This is a genomic window from Pseudomonas sp. Ga0074129, from assembly GCA_001465025.1.
Lineage (GTDB): Bacteria > Pseudomonadota > Gammaproteobacteria > Pseudomonadales > Pseudomonadaceae > Aquipseudomonas.
Genome location: LNDO01000084.1, coordinates 1 through 20,413, shown reverse-complemented (window position 1 = coordinate 20,413; position 20,413 = coordinate 1). Strand labels below are relative to the sequence as shown.

Genomic DNA, 20,413 nt, shown 5'->3' with positions numbered 1-20,413 from the left:
CCGCTGCCGACGATGGCCACATCGGCTTCGAGGGTCAGGTCGTTGTCCAGACGCGAGCCGTTATAGGTCTTCCAACCACGGGCCAAACCTTCTTTAAAGCTATCGGGTACAGGCATTTCAGGTTCTCTTTTTATGATCGCACTGCATAAAAGGTTGAGCGAGCTAGAGCCAGGCTAGGCGCATATGCGCGAGGACGCGGAGTTTACGAGCTGTAAATGAGCAGTCCGAGCGCATCTGCAACAACGCCTGGCCGACGCGCAGCCAGCCGGCCATCAGACAGCCGGCGGGCCGGGGTAACCACAGTGTGCCCACGACTCCGGCCGGCTGTACCAGGCCATCATCACCAGTTGCAGCAGGGACGAATGGCCCATTCTGAGCAGGCCGATAGAGCTGTTCTGCCAGCGCTCAAGAAACGCCTGCATGTCCGCCGGCGAGGCGTTTTCCCAGCTGCCCCAAATGCCGGTCAACGGCCCACGGGTGATGGGCAGTGCCAGCACATCAAACAATTGCACGGTCAGCTTGAGCATTTCCGGCGAGACGTGGTTGAGGCTGTAGTCGAGGTTTTGCAGCGTGGCGCTGACTGCGGCAGGCATCTGTTCTGCAGGCACCGCGCCGTGGAGCAGCACCGGAATCAGCGCCTGAAAAAACGGCAGGTCGGTTTCGCGCAGCACGGCGAAGCCAGCTTTGGGTGTGCTTGCCGAGCACCCGCTGAGGGTGGCGGTGAGCCCTGCCGTGCCGAGTAATGCCGTGCCTAGCAGGCCAACCTTGAGCAGGCTGCGGCGCGACAGGTTGGGTGAGTCAAGGGTGGTGTTATGCATTGTTGTTTTCACCAAAACAGGTTTTGCAGGCGTCAGCGGGCCAACGCCTAAGGTCATGGGGTTAACGCACGAACAGTTTGTAGACCAGTTTCTGCAGCGCCTTGCCGTACGGTGGGTAGATCATCTTGGCGGCGTTAAAGCGCTGCTTGATAAACACACCTTTGGCTTTGCTGAAGGTCAGGAACCCTTCGTGGCCGTGGTAATGGCCCATGCCGGAAGGGCCGACGCCACCAAACGGCATGTCGTCTTGGGCAACGTGCAGCAGGGTGTCGTTGAGGCACACACCGCCCGAATGGGTCTCGTGCAGCACGCGCTGTTGCTCGCCCTTGTCATAGCCGAAGTAGTAGAGCGCCAGCGGGCGATCGCGCTCGTTGATAAAGGCGAAGGCGTCTTCCAGTTTGTCGTAGGGGATGATCGGCAGCAGCGGGCCGAAGATCTCGTCCTGCATCACTTTCATCTCATCCGTTACGTTCAGCAGCACCGCCTGCGGCATGCGTCGGCCTTGGGCTTCTGGGTAAAGCGGGATGATGGTCGCGCCTTTGCTTTCGGCGTCCTGCAGGTAGCTGTTGAGGCGCTGCAACTGACGCTCGTTGATGATGGCGGTGTAGTCCGGGTTGTCTTTGAGCTGTGGGTAGAAGCTTTGCACCACGTTGCGGTAAGCCTCGATAAAACCGTCCACACGGTCTTTGGGCACCAGCACGTAATCCGGAGCCACGCAGGTTTGCCCGGCGTTCATGGTTTTACCGAAGGCGATGCGTTCGGCGGCGTCACTCAGGGGCACGCTGGCCGAGACGATGGCCGGCGATTTGCCGCCCAGTTCCAGGGTTACAGGGGTTAAGTTCTCGGCGGCGGCGCGCATCACGTGTTTGCCGATGCTGGTGGCGCCGGTGAACAGCAGGTGATCGAACGGCAGCTTGGAGAAGGCCATGCCCACCTCAGCTTCGCCCAGGCTGACACTGACCAGATCTTCCGGGAACACCTTGGCCAGCAGGTCTTTGACCAGTTTTGAGGTGGCCGGGGTCGACTCACTCATCTTGATCATCACCCGGTTGCCAGCCGACAGTGCGCCCACCAGCGGGCCAATGGCCAGAAACAGCGGGTAGTTCCACGGTACGATCACGCCGACCACGCCCAGCGGTTGGTAAATCACCTTGGCGGAGGCGGGCATAAACTGCATGCCGACGCTGCGGCGCGAGGGCTTCATCCATTTTTTGATGCGCTTGGTCGCGTAGTGGATGCCATGCAGGCTGGGCATCAGTTCGGCGAGCAGGGTTTCGTCGGCGCTGCGGTTGCTGAAATCCTGGGAAATCGCTTTGATCAGCGCCTCGCGCTCGTTGCTGAGCATGTCGCGCAGGGCGTTGAGCCACTGGATGCGCTGCTCGGCAGACGGCATGGGGTTAGCTTTGAATGCCTGCCGCTGAACGGCAAAGCTGCTCTGCAGCTGACTGATTTGCTGTTGACTGTGTTGCAGGCTTTGTTCGAGGTAAGCGACGTCGGCGACCATGATGCGGCTCCTTGGCAATCCAGCATTGCAGGCATCAAGGGGCTGATGCTGCTTGAAATGGCTATGCTGGTTTTTTAGAGCAATTGCTCTAATCTGTCAAATAGCATGCCGCGACCAGCCGACGGACGCAGCCCAACGAAAAGTTAGCGGGTCGCCTGAGAGGGTGTGCGGGTAACACTTTGGCGGCGGGTGCGTGTACCTTTGCCGGGCTTTTGAGTTGAGTACGAGCCTTATGTCAGCCCCACTAAAAACCCGCGAACGCATCATTCAGGAAAGCCTGGCGCTGTTTAACGCCCAGGGCGAACGCAGCGTGACCACCAATCACATCGCTGCGCACCTGGGGATTTCGCCGGGTAACCTGTACTACCACTTCCGTAACAAGCAGGCGATCATCGCCGAGTTGTTCGCCCTGTATGAGCGTCAGGTCGATACCTTTCTGCGCCGCCCTGAGGGCCGTGCGCTGACCGTGCAGGACAAAACCTTCTACCTCGAAGCGCTGCTCGCGGCCATGTGGCACTACCGCTTTATGCACCGCGATCTGGAGCATTTGCTGGAAAGCGACGCTGAACTGGCTGAGCGCTACCGCCTGTTTGCTCAGCGCTGCCTGGTGCAGGCGCAGGGTATTTATCAGGGTTTTGTCGAGGCCGGCATTCTGCTGATGAACGCCACCCAGATCGAAGCCCTGACCCTCAACAGCTGGATCATCATGACCTCGTGGGTGCGCTTCCTGTGCACCACCCGTGGCAATCCGGGTGACCTCAGTGAAGAAATGCTGCGCCGTGGCATCTATCAAGTGCTGGCGCTCGAAGGCGGCTACACCGCGCCTGAGGCCCGTGAGGCGCTCGATGCCCTCTACGCCAAACTGCATGTGCCGTTGGATCAGGTGATCTGAATTACAAGCGGCTTCGCTGTGGCGACAATGCGTAGCCCGGATAAGCCTTGGCGCAATCCGGGTTTACCGTCCCGGATTGATTGCGCTGCGCTTATCCAGGCTACGGGTTGAGTTGGTGTTTCAGCCACTGTGGAATCCGCCGTTCCAAGTAATAGCCCGGTTTACTCAACCTGCCTTCGACAAAACCGACATGGCCGCCGTGGGCGTGCAGTTCGAATTCGATGCTCGGCGACAGTTCGTCGGCTTCGGGGAGGCTGTGGGGGAAGACGAAGGGGTCGTCGGCCGCCTGAATGATCAACGTGGGTGTTTCGATACGGCCGAGAAAGTAACGGCTGGACGCGCGGCGGTAGTAGTCCTCGGCGTCGGCGTAGCCATGCAGCGGCGCGGTGATGCGGCCGTCGAAATCCCAGAAGGTGCGCATGTTGTCCAGCGTGCCGAGGCTGTCCAGCGCAGCGAGGCGGTCATGCATGCCCTGATGGGCGAACAGGCGCTGCTTGTTGCGCACGTAGGCGACCATCTCGCGCATAAAGTGACGCTGGTAGACCTTGGAAAAGCCCATGCCGATACGGTCGGCGCACTGATCCAGACGAAACGGCACCGACACCGCCGTCGCGCCCTGCAACTGGCTGTCTGCGCCGGTTTCACCCAGGTATTTGAGCAACACATTGCCGCCCAGTGAATAACCCACGGCATACAGCGGCGCCATCGGGCGCAGGGCGCGCAGGTGGCGCATGGTTTCGGCCAAGTCTTCACTGGCGCCGGAGTGGTAACCACGGGCCAGCAGGTTCGGCTCGCCGGAGCAGCCGCGCCAGTTCAGCGCCACGCTGGCCCAGCCCTGAGCCGCCAGTTGCTGCTGCAAGCCCAGCACATAGAGCGAGTCGGATGAGCCGGTCAGACCGTGCAGCACCAACACCAGTGGTGCTTCGGCTTCGTGCGGGCCGTGCCAGTCCAGATCAAGAAAGTCGCCATCGTCGAGCCACAGCCGTTCGCGCGTGCGCGCAAGCTTCGCCGGCTGGCGACACATCGGGTTCCACAGGGTTTGCAGATGGGGGCCGGGCAGCCACCAGGCGGGTTTGAACGGATTGGTCATGAACCGGTATCGCTTGGGAAAGCGCTCAGGCTAGGGCCTTGGGCGGTGAAACGGAAGCTATATGACGGGTGCGAATAACAGAACCTGACCTTGGGTGGGCGTGTTCTGCAGTCTGGTGGGTTGTGCCGTCTACATCCCGGGGTTAACCCCCGGTGATCGGCTCCGGCTAACCCACCCTGCAAAAGCCCTAAGCTGCCGTGCGCTGCCACAGCGCGTAGTAGACCTGCCCGGCCTTTTGCTCACGGTGCAAGCGCCAGTTGCCGGGCATGCCGAGACTGGAGGGTGGGTTTTCGCTTTCGGTGTAGACCCAGGCATCGGCCGCCAGCCAACCGTTCTGCTCCAGCAGGGTGCAGGCGGGCAGCAGCAGGTTTTGGCTGAACGGCGGGTCGAGAAACACCAGGTCGAATGGCGTGGCGGCTGGGTTTTGCAGGTAGAGCAGGGCGTCGGTTTGCAGCAACTGGCCGTTGTCGCATTGCAGTGTGTGCAGGTGGCTGCGCAGGCTGGCGATGGCCGCTGGGTTGAGGTCTAGCGCCAGGGCGCTGCCGGCACCGCGTGACAGGGCTTCAAGAAACAGTGCACCGCTGCCGGCGAAGAGGTCGAGCACCTTGGCCCCTTCAACGTATGGTGCGAGCCAGTTAAACAGCGTTTCGCGCACGCGGTTGGGCGTCGGGCGCAGGCCCGCTGCCATGGGGAAGTTGAATTGGCGTGAGCGCCATTGCCCGGCAATGATCCGCAGTTGGCCGTCGCCACCGTGGGCGGGGAGGGCTTTCTGCGCTTTGGCTTGCTTACTCATCAGTGCTCCGGTACGCCGGAAGGTTGTTCGGCGGGGCGGTCGGTGGGGGGCGGCAGTGCTTCTTGGGTTACGGTCGGGCCGGCAGTAACGATCACCAGCGCCTCAGGATTGAGGTGTTTGGCCATGGCGGCTTTTACCTGCTCAACGTTGAGCGCCTGCACGTCGCGCACAAAGTCTTCCAGGTAGCTCAATGGCAGGTCATAGAAGCCCATTGAACCGAGCTGGCCGACAATATCGGCATTGCTGGCAGTTGAAAGCGGGAAGCTGCCGGCCAGTTCGCGCTTGGCGTTATTCAGTTCGTCGGCGGTCGGGCCATTGCGCACGAAGTCGGTGAGCATGTCTTTGACCAGTTGCAGGGTGCCATCGCCCAGTTCGGCGCGGGTTTGCAGGTTGATCATAAAGGGGCCGCGCGCTTGCATGGCGCTGAACCCCGAATACACACCGTAGGTCAGGCCGCGTTTTTCACGCACCTCAGTCATTAGACGAGTACCAAAGCCACCGCCGCCAAACACCTGATTACCCAAGTAGAGGGCAGCATAGTCTGGGTCGCGCCGGTCGATGCCCAGTTGGGCAATCATCAGGTGCGTCTGGTTGGACGGGAACTCAATATGTTGCCGCCCCGGCTCAGGTGTTTCCGGCTGGGCGATGCGCGGCAGTGCCGGGCCTTTCGGCAAGGCGGCGGAAACCTGGTTGGCCAGCGCTTCGGCATCGCTGCGCGAGAGATCGCCGACCAGTGCAATCACCGCGTTCTGCGCGGTGTAGGCCTTGGCATGGAACGCTTGCAGTTGCTCGCGGCTGATGGTCGGGACCGATTCAGCCGTGCCATCGCTTGGGTGGGCATAGGGATGGCTGCCGTACAGGCGCTCAAACAACGCCAGGCTGGCGAGTTTGCCGGGGTTTTGCTTCTGGAATTCGAAGCCCGCGAGCATCTGGTTTTTGATCCGCGCCAGCGAATCGTCCGGGAAGGTGGGTTGGCCGATCACTTGGGTGAACAGCTGCAGGGCGGGTTCGCGTTGCTCCGGGGCGCTAAGGCTGCGCAGGCTGGTAATGGCCATGTCGCGGAACGCACCGTTGCCAAAGTTCGCCCCAAGGTCTTCAAAACCGGCAGCAATGGCGCTGACATCCTTGCCCGGCACGCCTTCGTTAAGCATGGCGTTGGTCAGCGAGGCCAGGCCCGCCACGCCGTCATCGTGACTGCTGCCAGCGGCGAAGGTCAGTTGCAGGTCGAACATCGGCAGCTCGCGGGCTTCGACAAACAACACCTTGGCACCCTCGGCTGTTTGCCAGCTCTGGATGTTCAGGTCGCGGCGGCTGGGGGCTTGGTCGCCTAGGGCGGCGAGGGATTCAAGTTTGTCCGGATCAGCGCTGGCGATCGGAGCCGGTGCGCTATTCGGGCGGGGGATGATCAGGGCCAGCAACGCCAGCAGTATCAGTAGCGCCAGGCCGAGCAGGCCGTAGCGCAGGCCATTGCGCTCACTCATTGCGCGACTCCTCAGGCAGAACATGGGCGACGCTCAAGCGGTCGCGGGTAAAAAAGGTGCTGGCGGCTTGCTGAATATCGGCCGGGGTGACGGCTTCCAGTTCAGCCAGCTCTTGATCAATCAGTTTCCACGACAGGCCGACGGTTTCCAGTTGGCCGATGGCGGTGGCCTGACTGGTGATGGAATCGCGGCCAAACACCAAGCTGGCAATCACCTGAGCACGCACGCGGGCCAGTTCTTCGGCGCTGGGCGGGGTGTTTTTCAAATCTTCCAGTTCACGCCACAGGCCGGCTTCGACCTGCGCCAGGGTTTTGTCTTTTTGCACGTTCGGCGTGGCGGAAAGCACAAACAGGCTGTCGCCACGGGGGAAACCGTCGTACCAGACGGAGGCACCCGCCACCAACTCCTGATTACGTTCCAGGCGCGCGGGCAGGCGAGCGCTGTAACCACCGTCCAGCAGGGCGGCGGCCAGGCGCAGGGCATAGACCTGGCGCGGCTGTTCAGCGGTGGCCAGACCCGGCACGTTAAAGCCCATAATCAGGCTCGGCAGTTGGGTTTTCAGGTACAGCGTGGTCCGCCGCTCGCCGGGCTTGGCCAGCTCACGGGGGATTTTCGCTGCTGGCAAGGGGCGCTTGGGGATGGGGCCGAAATAGCGTTCGGCGAGTATTTTCACTTCGGCGGCGCTGACATCACCGACAACCACCAGCGTGGCGTTGTTCGGTGCGTACCAGGTTTCATACCAGGCGCGCAGGTCTTCAACGGTCATGCGCTCGAGATCGGCCATCCAGCCAATGGTCGGCGTGCGGTAGCCGCTGGCCGGGAAGGCCATGGCGGAAAATCGCTCAAAGGCCAGCGAGCCGGGGCGGTCATCGGTGCGCAGGCGGCGTTCTTCCTTGATGACTTCCATCTCTTTAAGAAACTCATCGGCCGGCAAGGCCAGGCTGGCCAAGCGGTCAGCCTCCAACTCCAGGGCTACGGCCAGACGATCACGGGCCAGCACTTGGTAGTAGGCGGTGTAATCGTCGCTGGTGAAGGCGTTTTCTTCAGCGCCTAAGTCACGCAGGATGCGTGAAGATTCGCCGGGGCCCAGCTTGCGGCTGCCTTTGAACATCATGTGTTCGAGGGCATGCGATAAGCCGGTATGGCCGGGCGTCTCGTAGCTGGAGCCGACCTTGTACCAGAGCTGGCTAACTACCACGGGCGCGCGATGATCTTCGCGCACAATGACCTTGAGGCCGTTGTCGAGGCTGAATTCATGGGTCGGTTGAGTGTCGGCGGCCAGGGCCGTCAGCGGTATGCAGAGCAAACTGAGCAGCAGGGTTGCACTGCGTTGGGCAATCTTGAGCATAGATTTCGACCTGTCGAACAGGCCCGCTTGGTCTTAGCGTCGGCGGGCGCGGAGGTGCTAGGATACGCATCCGTTTTACTGGCGACCACGCCTGCTAAAGCTTCTGATTGTTACCGCGTGCACTCTTCAGCTTTTAAATGTCGCGTGAGTAGTGCTTTCAGAGCCTGTGGCTGGCGCGTCGCTCCTTTGAGATAGCCGTAAACCCGCACCCTCTGCGCCGGCCTCTGCCGAGAAGCCCGCGGAGAAGAAAGACCTGTTTGGCTGGTTGCGCAAAAAGCCGCAAACACCGGCTGATTCTTTGCCGCAAGCAGCCCCGCCCACTGATCAGGCGCCGGCTGTGCCTGAGCCTGCTCAGGCACAGCCGGCGGTTGCACCGGTGATTCCGGTTAACGGGACCGCCGAGGTTGTTGCGCCCGTTGCTGCGCCCGTCATCCCGCCGGTTGTCGTTGTTGAGACGGTCGTTGAGGCGCAGCCTGCTCCGGTTGCTCCGGTTGCTCCGGTTGCTCCGGTTGCTCCGGTTGCTCCGGTTGCTCCGGTTGCCGCTGCAGCGCAGCCTGTAGCCGACGTTCAATCGCCTTCAGCCGAAGCCAATCCCGCGCCGCGCCCCTCGCGTTTTCGTATTAATGCCGGCAGTGAAGTGCTGCACGCCCACGTGGAGGTGCCGGTTGAGCCGCCTGCACCGCCGCCCGCGCCTGTGGTCGAGCCGGTAAAGCCAGCCGAACCCGTTAAAAGTGCCGAGGAAAACCGCGCTGGATTCCTTGAGCGACTTAAACAAGGCCTGTCGAAAACCAGCGCCAGCTTGGGCGAGGGCATGGCCAGCCTGTTTCTTGGCAAGAAGGTTATCGACGATGACCTGCTTGAAGACTTGGAAACCCGCCTGCTGACCGCCGACGTCGGCGTTGAAGCCACCACGGCGATCATCGGCAACCTGACTAAACGTGTGGCGCGCAAAGAGTTGGCCGACAGCGGCGCGCTGTACAAAGCGCTGCAAGATGAACTGGTGGCACTGCTCAAGCCGGTCGCACAGCCGCTGAAAATTGACAGCAGTAAGCAGCCCTATGTGATTTTGGTGGTCGGCGTAAACGGCGCAGGCAAAACCACCACCATCGGAAAATTGGCGAAAAAACTGCAGCAGGACGGTAAGAAAGTCATGCTGGCTGCGGGTGACACCTTCCGCGCCGCTGCCGTCGAGCAGCTGCAGGTGTGGGGTGAGCGCAACCAGATCGCGGTCATTGCCCAGCACACCGGTGCCGATTCCGCCTCGGTGATTTTCGATGCGGTGCAAGCGGCCAAGTCGCGTGGCATGGACGTGCTGATTGCCGACACCGCCGGGCGTCTGCACACCAAAGACAACTTGATGGAAGAGTTGAAGAAGGTTCGCCGCGTGATCGGCAAGCTGGATGAAAGCGCGCCGCACGAAGTGCTGCTGGTGCTGGATGCCGGCACCGGGCAAAACGCGATCAATCAGGCCAAGCAGTTCAATCAGACGGTCAACCTCACCGGCCTGGCCCTGACCAAGCTGGATGGCACCGCCAAGGGCGGGGTGATCTTCGCCTTGGCCAAGCAGTTCGCTTTGCCGATTCGTTATATCGGGGTGGGTGAGGGCATTGATGACCTGCGCACCTTCGAGGCTGAAGCCTTCGTTCAGGCGCTGTTCGCGGAGAAATAGGATGATCAAATTCGAGCAGGTCGGTAAACGCTACGCCAACGGCCACGTCGGGCTGCACGAACTGAGCTTCCACGTGCGCCGTGGCGAGTTCCTCTTTGTCACCGGCCATTCCGGCGCGGGCAAAAGCACCTTGTTGCGTTTGCTGTTGGCCATGGAGCGCCCCAGCAGCGGCAAACTGCTGCTGGCCGGTCAGGATTTGTCGCACATCACCAATGCGCAGATCCCGTTCCTGCGTCGGCAGATCGGTGTGGTGTTCCAAAACCATCAGTTGCTGTTCGACCGCAGCGTATTCGACAACGTCGCGCTGCCCTTGCAGATTCTCGGTCTGTCCAAGGACGAAATCGGCACCCGCGTGCGCACGGCGCTTGAGCGCGTGTCGTTGGCCGAAAAGGCTGACCTCTACCCTGGCGACCTGTCCACCGGCCAGCAGCAACGTGTCGGCATCGCCCGCGCCGTTGTTCACCGTCCGGCCCTGTTGCTGGCGGATGAGCCGACGGGCAACCTCGACCCGCGTCTGGCCGCCGAGATCATGGGCGTGTTTGAAGACATCAACCGCTTGGGCACCACGGTGCTGATCGCCAGCCACGACCTAGCCCTGATCGCGCGTATGCGTCATCGCATGCTCACCTTGCAACGTGGTCGCCTGATCGGCGACGGGGAGGCCGCATGAGCGCCACCCGTATGCCGCCACCGCAACCCGCGCAACGCGTCGGTGCCGCGCCGAAGAAAACTGAAACGCCACCGACCGGTGACGAAGGCCCGAGCTTCTCGCATCAACTGCACGCCTGGCTGGAAAACCATCGCGCCAGTCTGGTCGATAGCCTGCGTCGCTTGGCCAAACAACCGATTGGTAGCTTCTTCACCTGCCTGGTGATGGCCGTGGCCCTGAGCCTGCCGATGGGCTTGGCGCTGTTGCTGGATAACGTCGAGCGTTTGGGCGTGTCCTGGCAGCGCGCGGCGCAGATTTCGCTGTTTTTGCAGATTGATGCCACTGAAGCCCAAGGCCAGGCCCTGCGTGGAGACATCGCGGCCATGGCTGATGTGGAAGAGGCCGAGTGGATCAGCCGCGAACAGGCGCTGGAAGAGTTCCAGCAGCAATCGGGTCTTGGCGAAGCCTTGAAGGAACTGCCGGATAACCCATTACCAGGCGTTATCGTCGTCACCCCGCAAGAGGTCGATAAGGTCGCCTTGGAGGCCTTGCGCCTGCGCCTGGCCGAGTTACCCCGCGTGCAGCAAGCGCAGTTGGACCTGCTCTGGGTCGAGCGCCTGAGCGCCATGCTTAAACTGGGCGAGCGCTTTGTCTTCGGCCTGACCTTGCTGCTGGTGATGGCGCTGTTGTTGGTGATCGGCAATACCATCCGCCTGCACATCGAGAATCGCCGTGTCGAGATCGAAGTGATCAAACTGGTGGGCGGCACGGACAGTTACGTACGTCGGCCTTTTCTATATATGGGGGCGTTGTACGGCGTTGGGGCCGGTGTGTTTGCCTGGCTGCTGCTGGCCTTTGGCCTGAACTGGCTCAACGATGCCGTGGTTAACCTCGCCGGTCTTTACGGCAGCAATTTCGGCTTGGATGGCGTGCCGGTGGCCGATGGTCTATCCCTGCTGCTCGGCGCGGTGTTGTTGGGCTATATTGGCGCCTGGTTGGCGGTGGCGCGCCACCTGAACGAACTAGCGCCACGTTAAGTTATTGTTTTAATTGATATTGACTATGTGTAAGGGAACTTGTACCGAGGTACAAAGTCCCATAGGGCAGTGCTAGACTGCCCCACGATTCGTAAGTCGGAGGATTCAAATGTCCACTTCTTTGCAGCCTGTTCATGCTCTGGTTCCGGGTGCCAACCTCGAAGCGTACGTGCATGCGGTAAACGGCATTCCGCTGTTGACCCTCGAGCAGGAGCGCGAGCTGGCCGGGCGTCTCTTCTATCACCAAGACCTCGAAGCCGCCCGGCAAATGGTCTTGGCGCACCTGCGTTTTGTTGTACATATCGCCCGCAGTTACTCGGGTTACGGCCTGGCGCAGGCGGATCTGATTCAGGAAGGCAACGTCGGCCTGATGAAGGCGGTCAAACGCTTCAACCCGGAAATGGGTGTGCGCTTGGTGTCCTTCGCTGTGCATTGGATTCGCGCGGAAATCCACGAATTTATTCTGCGCAACTGGCGCATCGTCAAAGTCGCCACCACCAAGGCCCAGCGCAAACTGTTCTTCAACCTGCGCAGTCAGAAAAAACGCTTGGCATGGCTGAATAACGACGAAGCCCATGCCGTGGCTGAAAGCCTGGGCGTGGAAGTACGCGAAGTGCGCGAGATGGAAAGCCGCCTGAGCGGTCACGACATGGCATTTGACCCGGCTGCCGAGGCGGACGATGAAAGCGCCTTCCAGTCGCCTGCGCATTACCTGGAAGACCACCGCTACGACCCGGCCCGCCAGCTGGAAGATGCCGACTGGAGCGACAACTCCACGGCCAATCTGCACGAAGCGCTGGAAAGCCTGGACGAACGCAGCCGTGACATTCTTTACCAGCGTTGGCTGGCCGAAGAAAAAGCCACCCTGCACGACCTGGCGGCCAAGTACAACGTCTCGGCTGAGCGTATTCGCCAGTTGGAAAAAAATGCGATGAACAAGCTTAAAGGCTCCATCGCCGCGTAACGCGCGTTACCGTCAGAAGCCGCACCTAGGTGCGGCTTTTTTATGGCCTGTCTTCTCTGCTGGCCACCCTTTGTGCTGTCGCTGTGCGACGTTAAAAATCGCTCCCGGCGGTTTATATGGTCAAGGAACAACCTGATGAAATTGCCACCGATACGCCCTCAGCATTGGTTGATCTTTGCCGCAGTGGCCGCGCTGTTTTTTGCCTGGGGCGCTTGGTTGATGCGTGCGCAAGCACCGGCTCAGCCGTGGCCCTGGTTGGTGCAATGGCAAAGCACGGTGTTTACTCCGTTGGCGGACGACCAGCTGAGCCTGGTGCACCTGCGTGACGTACAAACGGGCGAGCTGTGGTTGCAGCCCAACCCCGAGGGCGCGCGCCTGCTCTACCGCGCAACCGTAAATGAAGGCGAAGAGGCCTGGTCGCTGGAAGCTGAAGTGGGCCTGCAAGCGGCTGAGCGTGACAGCCTGATGGCGGCGGCCGGCGTGCAACCCGGCGATAAGGAGCAACCTTTGGGCAGCCCGCTGCTGGTCGCTTTGGCCAACCGCCCGATCATCGCCCTGACCCTGTTGCCGCCTGAGCCGATGGACACCGATCAACTGGCCGCCAGCCTCGGCCAGCCGCGGTTGACTCTGGAACTGGCCGAAGGCAATGCCTGGGTCTACCCCGAACTGGGCTTGACTGCGCACCTGCAGAGTGACGAGCTGTTCTTCCTCTACGCTGTACCTCGCCACCTGTTGCAGCAGCGCTGAGTGTATTTCGACTTAAGGGCACCTCTAAGAACGTAGGTGTTTTGGGCAGTGCCTTAAGTGTCGACGAGGCAGGTATTTATAGGTTGGGCTGCGCTCAACGCCGACCTACAGGTGGCGGCATGCCGCGCTGTTAAACCCCTTTAAGCCAATCCGGCCACCATTCGGGGCGGTTGGGCTGCAGGCGGTTGAGGTAATGGCTGCCACCGAGTTGCCACATCTGTTGGCGAATCCAGTTGGCGCGGCGCGCGGTGTGGGCATTGGGGCGGCTGGCGCTGCGGGCGCGCGGGTTGGGCAGCACAGCGGCGAGCAGGCTGCTTTGCTGGCGTGACAAATACGGCGCGCCGACCTTGAAGTGATGCCGTGCGGCCGCCTCGGCACCGAAAATACCGTCGCCCCACTCGGCACTGTTGAGGTACACCTCAAGGATGCGTTGTTTGGGCCATAGCAGTTCGATCAACCCGGTAAACCACACTTCCAGTCCCTTGCGCAGCCAACTGCGGCCCGACCAGAGAAACAGGTTTTTCGCCACTTGCTGGCTGAGGGTGCTGGCCCCGCGTACGGAGCCGCCTTGCTGGTTATGCGCCAGTGCGGCGCGGATGGCCGCGACGTCAAAGCCCCAGTGCTCGGCAAATTTTTGATCTTCAGCGGCAATTACGGCCATTTTCAGGTCGTCTGGCAGTTCAGCCCAGGGTCGCCAAGTGCGTTGCAGGTCGATGGGTTGGTCGTCGCGCCAGGCGTCGATTTTGCGCTCCAGCATCAGCGCAGTGCCGGGCGGTGGCACCCAGCGCAGCATCAGCACCAGCAGCGCGGAGCCGACGGCCAGCCAGAACAGCAGTTTGAGCAGGCGACGAGCGATGGATCGAAACATGCGTACTTGGCCGGGTGGGATTTGCCGGCCATTATAGCCAGCGATTTTTATCTGGCTGGAGTGATGTATGGCGCGTTTGTGGTTGTTGCTGTCTGCCTTGGCCGGTTTTACCGGTGTGGGCCTGGGGGCGTTTGCCGCTCATGGGTTAAAAAATGTGCTGACGCCGGCCTACCTCACGGTGTTTCAAACCGGCACGCACTATCACCTGATTCATGCGTTGGCCCTGTTCGGCGTTGGGGTGCTTGCGCTGCAGCGCCCGTCGCGCTTGCTGAACGTGGCCGGTGGCTACTTTGCGTTGGGCATCGTGCTGTTTGCTGGCAGCTTGTACGCGCTCACATTAAGCGGCATCGGCGCGCTGGGCATGATTACGCCCGTGGGCGGGGTGAGCTTTCTACTGGGCTGGTTCTGCCTGGGGTTGGCGGCCTGGAAGCACGGCGCTTAGGACGAGCGGCGAGCTTGAGCCTTGGTCGGCGTTCGTGATCAGGCTAGAATGCCGGCCCTTTCCCAGTTGTGACCGAACCGTCATGCGTATTCAGTTAAACGGCGAAGCTTTTGAATTGCCCGATGGGGAAACGGTTGCCGGTGTGATCGAGCGTCTGGACCTGAGCACACGCCGCGTGGCGGTTGAGCTCAATCTGGATATCGTGCCGCGCAGCCAGCACGCCAGCACCGTCTTGCGCGAGGGCGATCAGATAGAAGTGGTCCATGCTATTGGCGGTGGTTGAGCCTAGCGTCTTCGTTTGATCGCGTTCTGATTGCCGCCCACCTTCACGAGGATTACCCATGAGCCATGCGCCCAGCGACAAGCCCTTTACTCTGGCCGGCCGTACTTATCAGTCGCGTTTGCTGGTGGGGACCGGCAAGTACAAAGACCTCGAAGAAACCCGCTTGGCCATCGAAGCCTCCGGCGCCGAGATTGTTACCGTGGCGGTGCGTCGGACCAACATCGGGCAGAACCCGGGTGAGCCGAACCTGCTGGATGTGATCAGCCCCGAGCGTTACACCATCCTGCCGAACACGGCCGGTTGCTACGACGCTGTTGAAGCGGTGCGCACCTGCCGTTTGGCCCGCGAACTGCTCGACGGCCATAACTTGGTCAAGCTGGAAGTGTTGGCGGACCAGAAAACCCTGTTCCCCAACGTCATCGAAACCCTCAAAGCCGCCGAAGTGCTGGTCAAAGACGGTTTTGACGTCATGGTGTACACCAGTGATGACCCGATCATCGCTCGCGAACTGGCGGCCAAGGGCTGCATCGCGGTGATGCCGCTGGCCGGTTTGATCGGCACCGGGCTGGGCATCTGCAACCCGTATAACCTGCGCATCATCCTTGAAGAAGCGACCGTGCCGGTGTTGGTCGATGCCGGTGTCGGCACCGCATCCGACGCCACCATCGCCATGGAGTTGGGCTGTGAGGCGGTGCTGATGAACAGCGCCATCGCCCATGCGCAGAACCCGATCCTGATGGGCGAGGCCATGAAGCACGCGATCATCGCCGGGCGCATGGCCTACCTGGCCGGGCGCATGCCGAAAAAACTCTATGCCAGCGCCTCGTCGCCGCTGGATGGCCTGATCAAGTAAGGACTACGATTTGCTGCGCGTCGGCCCTGCTGCGTTAAAAACAGGCTCGGAATGCTCATTTACAACTCGTAAACTCCGCTTCCTCGCCTGTTTTTGCCTTGCATGGCTCTAGCTCGCGAAATCGTAAAAGCACTCTAAAAGCACTTTAAGAGCACAGCATGACTGATTTGCAGCAACAGCCCGAGCCGGCTGAAGACACCTCAAAGCACCGCGCGATCAAGAGTTTCGTGATGCGCGCCGGGCGCATGACTGAGGGCCAGCAGCGTGGCCTCGATCAGGGCTGGCCGAAGTTTGGCCTGCAACTGGAGGATGGCCTGCGCGACTTCGATCAGGTCTTCGGTCGCACTGCGCCGCGCACCTTTGAGATCGGCTTTGGTATGGGCCATTCGACTCTGGAGATGGCCGCTGTCTCGCCCGAGCAAGACTTTATTGGCGTTGAAGTGCACCGTCCGGGTGTCGGTGCGCTGCTCAATGGTTTGATGACGCAAAACCTCAGCAATATGCGCGTATACAGCTGCGATGCGCTGGAAGTGCTGCGCAACTGCGTGGCCGACGCCAGCCTGGATCGCGTGCTGCTATTCTTCCCGGACCCGTGGCACAAGGCCAAACATAACAAGCGGCGTATCGTGCAGCCGGCGTTTGCTGAGCTGGTGCGGCAGAAGCTCAAGGTGGGTGGCGTGCTGCACATGGCCACCGATTGGCAGCCCTACGCTGAATACATGCTGGAAGTGATGAATGTCGCGCCGGGTTACCAGAACCTGGCGGCTGACGGGCAATACATCCCCCGTCCAAGCGAGCGCCCGACCACCAAGTTTGAACGGCGCGGTGAACGTCTTGGGCATGGCGTCTGGGATCTCAAGTTCCAACGCAATAGCTGAATGTTTCAAGCGCCCGTCAGGGCGTAGCTAAAACCAAGCCCAGGGAAGATCGCACTAGATCGGAATAATCCGACGCCCGCCAGGACGGCTCCTCACCAAGACGGTACCTACACTCGATCACTACGATCGGGTCATAACAACAGCAGCCCTGCCTCAGGCCAGGCTGCGAGGAGATCGCTGTGTTGAGAACCTTTTCCATCCTGCTGCTGGCTACGTGTGCGCTTCAGGCACACGCCAGCGTCGACAGCGCTCAGGCTGCGCGCCTGGGTCAAGATCTGACGCCGCTGGGCGGCGAGCGTGCAGGCAATGCTGCTGGCACCATTCCGGCCTGGGATGGTGGCATGGCGCAACCGCCGGCCAACTACCAGCCGGGCATGCACCACCCTGATCCTTACAGTGCCGATGCGCCGCTGTACCAAGTCAACAGCCAGAATCTGGCGCAACATCAGGCGCAGTTGCCGGACGGCTTGAAGCTGCTGCTGGAAAAAAATCCAGACTACTTCCTCAACGTTTTCCCGACCCGCCGCAGCGCGGCCGCGCCGCAGCGTATCTATGACGCGACCCGCTTCAATGCTGAGCGTGCCGAGCTGATTTCCGGCGGTAATGGTGTGGAAGGTGTTGCGTCGGGTATCCCGTTCCCGCTGCCGCAAACCGGCCAGGAAGCCATCTGGAACCACATCATGCGTTACCGTGGCGACCAGATCCGCTTTGTCACCAATCAGGCGGCTGTGCTGTCGAGTGGTGCCTTCAACTTGCTCAAGCTGGAGCGCGAGATTTATTTCGTCTACGGCCGCGACGGCGTCAGCCCGCAAGACCTGGACAACACCCTGTTTTTCTACAAGTACAAAGTGGTGGCACCGTCCAAGCTGTCCGGTTCGGCCTTGGTGATTCAGGAAACCCTCGACCAGGTTCTGGCTATTCGTAAGGCCTGGCGCTTCAACCGTGGCGAGCGTCGCGTTCGTCGTCTGCCGATGCTGGCGTATGACTCACTGCAACCGGACACCAACGGCATGGCCACTGCTGACCAAGTGGATTCCTACAACGGTGCGCCGGACCGCTACGAGTGGACGCTGGTGGGCAAGCAGGAAATGCTGGTGCCTTACAACAGCTACGCCGTGCACCAGAAGGGCATCGCCTACGACACCATCCTGCGCAGCAATACCGTCAACCCGGAACTGCTGCGTTACGAGCTGCACCGCGTATGGATAGTCGATGCCGATTTGCGTAAAGGCTTCAGCCACCCGAACGCCAAGCGCCGCTTCTACATCGACGAAGACAGCTGGCAGATTCTGGCCGTCGACCTCTATGACAAGAGCGGCACGCTGAGCGGCCTGCAGGAAAGTCATCCGATCAGCTACTACGACGTACCCATGTTCGGCAGCACTCTGGAGACCATCTACGACTTCAAGGGCAAGCGCTACTTCGTCGACGGCATGGACAACAACGAGCCGATGTACGACTTCAACGCCAAACTGCACCCGCGCGACTTCACCCCGCAGGCCCTGCGCCGCGAAGGCAACTGAGTTTGCGCTGAACCCGAAACCGCCTCTTGCAGGCGGTTTTTTTATGCCTTTTTGCCCGTTGTCGGATGTAAAGCCTTGTTGGGCGGAAGTGATCAGAGCTGGGTGATGGGCGGTTTGAGCGGTCCTGCTGATGGCTGGATGTTGCTATCTACGCGCCCGCCGGGGTTCTTATCCGGAAAATGCAGGCTCTCGCGGCGGCCGTCGCGTAGCAAGGTCACATGCAGGCGTTCGACGCTGGCCAGGGTCACGCCTTGGCTGATGCTGTCGCCGACCTTGAAGCGCCGGGGCGTGTCGCCAGTCTGCGCGATCACCGCGCTGGAGCGGTTGCTGTGTGGGTGAGTGAACACGGCCATCAGTTTTAAATTCAGAGCGGTGGCGGGCGCGGGGCCGTTGTTGGCCGGCATGGGCCTACCAAATAAATCAGCCAGTTGCTGCAGGTTGAGGGTTGGTTCGGCTGCACGCTTTACGGGCGTAGCTGTGGTTGCTGGCTGGGCGAGCAAGCGCCAGAAAGCCGCGCCTTGGTATGACAGACTCAAACTCCCCGCCAGCAAGAGCAGCAAGCAAAGAGCGGCGGGTAGGCGCGCTAGATGTGTCGGCGACATGCGTCTTCCTCAATGCAAAAGCCCCTGGCAGCGATAGCAGCCAGGGGCTTATGGGTGACGGGCGGGTTACAGCTTGTTGATCGCGATGTTGTCGATAAACAGTGATTGCCCACGTTGAGTGCCGACGATCAGCAGGTCTGCACGGCGCAGGTTGCCAGCGGGCAGTTGCACGTCCTGCTGCAGTTTGCTCCACGTACCGCCACGGGTGTTGCGTTGGCCCAATGACAGGTACTGACCACGGCCGTTGCTGTCTTCGACATACAGGTAGGCGTAGGCAATGGCGCTGACCGTTGCGGCGCGGCCAACGGTGACGTCTGCGGTTACCCGGTAGCGACTGCCGGCTTGCACATTGCCCAGCACGCTGACGCTGGCCCCCGAACCTTCGAACTTACGGCTGTGCGCTTCTAGAGCACTGCGGCTAGCGCTTGCGAAGGTGCTGGCGCGGATGCTGCCATGTACGGCCGACCAGCCGGCGATGCCGCTTTCAAAGTTCCAGCCAAACCGTGTCGGGGCTGGGGCGACCGGTGGGGCGCTTGCTTTGATGGCCTGCAACTCCACTTCATCAATCAGCAGGCTGCTGCCGCTGTCGCTCCACACCGCCACGTAGAGGTTGCGCACATTGCTGGCGGCTTTGTAGGTGAAGGTTTTCTCCAGGCGGCTGAATTCATTCCCGGTCACTGAGAGGCTGACAGCTTGATCGGCGCTGAAGGAGAAGCGGCCGTCGGTGCTCTCTTGCAGAATCGCCAGGCGCACATTCTCGCGGCTGTCGCGCGCTTTGAGCATGGTTTTGGCTTTCAAGCGGTACTGGGTGCCAGTGGTCAGGCCAGTGACGGGAGTTGCCAGCACGTCGAAGGATTGCGCCTGCATCTGTAGCGCATTGTCGCGGCAGTTCAGGGCCACGTTGACCAGGCTCAAATCGGCTTGCGCAAACAGGGCACGCCAACCGTCAGCAGTGCGGAACTCGCCGTTACTCACCAGGCTGTTGAGCGCCGGTTTACTGCACCATGGCAGTTCGGCCGGTGGCGGTGTAGGGGTGCCGGTACCAGTGCCAGGGTTGCCAGTGACCGGTACTTTGGTCGGGCGGAAGGCGGCAATTTGGCTGGCCATGGCATTCAGCGCACGTACGGCGTCGGCGCGGTCTGGCATGCCGCAGGCCTGGTTGGCGCAGTCGCTATTGCTGATTTTTGGGTTGGAGAATACCGGAGCTTGGCGGCGCGCACCGAACACCTGCGGGTAAGCCATGATGGTGCTGAACTGGCCTTGCACACCGTAGCCACGGCTCCATTCGTGGGTGCCGCTGTGGCCGTTACTGTTGTAGTAGCCATCTTCCACGTCCTGCTCGTAGGAGTGGCGCAGCCCCATGTTATGGCCGGCTTCGTGGGCAAAGGTGCTCAGGCTGCAATCAACCCCTGTTAGGCCATAGGCCATTGCCTTGGCGCCGCTGTTGAACAGGTCGCTGTTCTTGGTGCCGGTGCCCATCCAGGCGATGCCACAGATGCCATAGCCCTGGCCTTGGGTGGTGCGGTTGATCAGTTGCACCAGGTCGGCGCCGTATTGCTCGCGCAGACGCTGCACCTGGCTGTCATTGGTGAATTTGTTGAGATTGGCACCTGTTACGTCGTAGTAATTGGCCCAGTCCAGCAGCTGTTTGTGCACCAGGCGCAAGCGGATGTTGATGCCGCTTTTGGCGTATGCGGTGTTGGTGAATTCGATGTAGCTGGCGATGCGCGCATCAATGTCGCGGCCGTTTGGCAGCGCCTGTGCATCTTTGGTGTAGAGCACCATGATATCGACGGTGTGCGGGTTGGCTTGTGCGCTGTGAGCGGCCAATGCCAGTGCCAGTGCCAGGGCGCAGAGGGTTTGCACCTTTTTCATTGGCTCTGTCTGAGTTAACTGTTGCAGTGGTCTAAACTGAATCGTGACATCTCCGAATACGAGGGATTGATCATGAAGACGATTCAATTTTCACGGT

The 20,413-nt window shown here is 60.9% G+C and carries 21 protein-coding genes; 11 read left to right on the top strand and 10 right to left on the bottom strand.

Annotated elements, in window-relative coordinates:
- From AUK77_RS12095 to AUK77_RS12085, 3 genes are all read right to left on the bottom strand, one after another.
- Positions 1–116 (bottom strand): hypothetical protein (locus tag AUK77_RS12095; RefSeq protein ID WP_296130051.1); only part of this gene is annotated, 116 nt, incomplete at its 3' end.
- 156 nt (positions 117–272) lie between these two features.
- The gene (locus AUK77_RS12090; RefSeq protein WP_296130046.1) at positions 273–818 is read right to left on the bottom strand and encodes a twin-arginine translocation pathway signal protein; all 546 of its coding nucleotides are present in this window, start codon (positions 816–818) and stop codon (positions 273–275) included.
- A 61-nt stretch (positions 819–879) separates the two neighbouring features.
- Positions 880–2,322 (bottom strand): coniferyl aldehyde dehydrogenase, encoded by a 1,443-nt coding sequence (locus tag AUK77_RS12085; protein ID WP_205231541.1) that lies wholly within the window; start codon positions 2,320–2,322, stop codon positions 880–882.
- Positions 2,323–2,554: 232 nt separating this feature from the next.
- On the opposite strand from AUK77_RS12085, the gene AUK77_RS12080 reads away from it, so the two are divergent.
- A complete protein-coding gene (locus tag AUK77_RS12080) occupies positions 2,555–3,214 on the top strand; it encodes a TetR/AcrR family transcriptional regulator (protein WP_296130043.1) in 660 nt (219 codons plus the stop codon).
- Positions 3,215–3,314: 100 nt separating this feature from the next.
- Here AUK77_RS12080 and AUK77_RS12075 read toward each other — a convergent pair whose 3' ends face one another.
- From AUK77_RS12075 to AUK77_RS12060, 4 genes are all read right to left on the bottom strand, one after another.
- The gene (locus AUK77_RS12075) at positions 3,315–4,304 is read right to left on the bottom strand and encodes a hydrolase (RefSeq protein WP_296130040.1); all 990 of its coding nucleotides are present in this window, start codon (positions 4,302–4,304) and stop codon (positions 3,315–3,317) included.
- Positions 4,305–4,491: 187 nt separating this feature from the next.
- Positions 4,492–5,097 carry a 16S rRNA (guanine(966)-N(2))-methyltransferase RsmD gene (rsmD, locus tag AUK77_RS12070; protein ID WP_296130039.1) on the bottom strand — a complete coding sequence of 202 codons (606 nt, stop codon included), beginning with the start codon at positions 5,095–5,097 and terminating at the stop codon, positions 4,492–4,494.
- Entirely contained in the window at positions 5,097–6,578 is a 1,482-nt protein-coding gene (locus AUK77_RS12065) for a pitrilysin family protein (protein ID WP_296130037.1), read from the bottom strand. The genes rsmD and AUK77_RS12065 overlap by 1 nt, the downstream gene beginning before the upstream one ends.
- Complete coding sequence (locus AUK77_RS12060) at positions 6,571–7,926, bottom strand: pitrilysin family protein (protein WP_296130035.1); 1,356 nt, start codon at positions 7,924–7,926, stop codon at positions 6,571–6,573. The genes AUK77_RS12065 and AUK77_RS12060 overlap by 8 nt, the downstream gene beginning before the upstream one ends.
- Before the next feature lie 253 nt (positions 7,927–8,179).
- Here AUK77_RS12060 and ftsY point away from each other — a divergent pair, with 253 nt between their 5' ends.
- The 5 genes from ftsY to AUK77_RS12035 all read left to right on the top strand — a co-directional run bounded on the left by ftsY (position 8,180) and on the right by AUK77_RS12035 (position 12,992).
- Positions 8,180–9,595, top strand: coding sequence for a signal recognition particle-docking protein FtsY (ftsY, locus tag AUK77_RS12055; protein WP_296130048.1), 1,416 nt, complete (start codon positions 8,180–8,182; stop codon positions 9,593–9,595).
- A 1-nt stretch (position 9,596) separates the two neighbouring features.
- Positions 9,597–10,265: a cell division ATP-binding protein FtsE gene (gene ftsE / locus AUK77_RS12050; RefSeq protein ID WP_296130033.1), complete on the top strand. Its 669-nt coding sequence runs from the start codon at positions 9,597–9,599 to the stop codon at positions 10,263–10,265.
- The gene (ftsX, locus tag AUK77_RS12045) at positions 10,262–11,281 is read left to right on the top strand and encodes a permease-like cell division protein FtsX (RefSeq protein ID WP_296130030.1); all 1,020 of its coding nucleotides are present in this window, start codon (positions 10,262–10,264) and stop codon (positions 11,279–11,281) included. The genes ftsE and ftsX overlap by 4 nt, the downstream gene beginning before the upstream one ends.
- Positions 11,282–11,390: 109 nt before the next feature.
- Positions 11,391–12,245: an RNA polymerase sigma factor RpoH gene (gene rpoH, locus AUK77_RS12040; RefSeq protein WP_296130028.1), complete on the top strand. Its 855-nt coding sequence runs from the start codon at positions 11,391–11,393 to the stop codon at positions 12,243–12,245.
- A gap of 135 nt (positions 12,246–12,380) precedes the next feature.
- Positions 12,381–12,992, top strand: a complete 612-nt coding sequence (locus tag AUK77_RS12035; protein WP_296130026.1) for a hypothetical protein — start codon at positions 12,381–12,383, stop codon at positions 12,990–12,992.
- A 130-nt stretch (positions 12,993–13,122) separates the two neighbouring features.
- Here AUK77_RS12035 and mtgA read toward each other — a convergent pair whose 3' ends face one another.
- Complete coding sequence (gene mtgA, locus AUK77_RS12030) at positions 13,123–13,860, bottom strand: monofunctional biosynthetic peptidoglycan transglycosylase (protein WP_296130023.1); 738 nt, start codon at positions 13,858–13,860, stop codon at positions 13,123–13,125.
- Positions 13,861–13,927: 67 nt separating this feature from the next.
- Here mtgA and AUK77_RS12025 point away from each other — a divergent pair, with 67 nt between their 5' ends.
- The 5 genes from AUK77_RS12025 to AUK77_RS12005 all read left to right on the top strand — a co-directional run bounded on the left by AUK77_RS12025 (position 13,928) and on the right by AUK77_RS12005 (position 17,839).
- On the top strand, positions 13,928–14,302 hold the full coding sequence (locus tag AUK77_RS12025; protein ID WP_296130020.1) for a DUF423 domain-containing protein: 375 nt from the start codon (positions 13,928–13,930) through the stop codon (positions 14,300–14,302).
- An 82-nt stretch (positions 14,303–14,384) separates the two neighbouring features.
- The gene (gene thiS / locus AUK77_RS12020) at positions 14,385–14,585 is read left to right on the top strand and encodes a sulfur carrier protein ThiS (RefSeq protein ID WP_296130017.1); all 201 of its coding nucleotides are present in this window, start codon (positions 14,385–14,387) and stop codon (positions 14,583–14,585) included.
- Between the two features lie 58 nt (positions 14,586–14,643).
- A complete protein-coding gene (locus tag AUK77_RS12015) occupies positions 14,644–15,438 on the top strand; it encodes a thiazole synthase (protein WP_296130016.1) in 795 nt (264 codons plus the stop codon).
- A gap of 158 nt (positions 15,439–15,596) precedes the next feature.
- Positions 15,597–16,316: a tRNA (guanosine(46)-N7)-methyltransferase TrmB gene (trmB, locus tag AUK77_RS12010; protein ID WP_296130013.1), complete on the top strand. Its 720-nt coding sequence runs from the start codon at positions 15,597–15,599 to the stop codon at positions 16,314–16,316.
- Positions 16,317–16,495: 179 nt separating this feature from the next.
- Complete coding sequence (locus AUK77_RS12005) at positions 16,496–17,839, top strand: DUF1329 domain-containing protein (RefSeq protein ID WP_296130011.1); 1,344 nt, start codon at positions 16,496–16,498, stop codon at positions 17,837–17,839.
- Positions 17,840–17,931: 92 nt separating this feature from the next.
- Here the strand turns inward: AUK77_RS12005 and AUK77_RS12000 are convergent, their stop codons facing one another.
- Together AUK77_RS12000 and AUK77_RS11995 are read right to left on the bottom strand one after the other, a co-directional pair.
- Positions 17,932–18,441, bottom strand: a complete 510-nt coding sequence (locus AUK77_RS12000; RefSeq protein ID WP_296130008.1) for a type II secretion system protein N — start codon at positions 18,439–18,441, stop codon at positions 17,932–17,934.
- 66 nt (positions 18,442–18,507) lie between these two features.
- Positions 18,508–20,316 carry a zinc-dependent metalloprotease family protein gene (locus AUK77_RS11995; protein ID WP_296130005.1) on the bottom strand — a complete coding sequence of 603 codons (1,809 nt, stop codon included), beginning with the start codon at positions 20,314–20,316 and terminating at the stop codon, positions 18,508–18,510.
- Between the last annotated feature and the right edge of the window lie 97 nt (positions 20,317–20,413).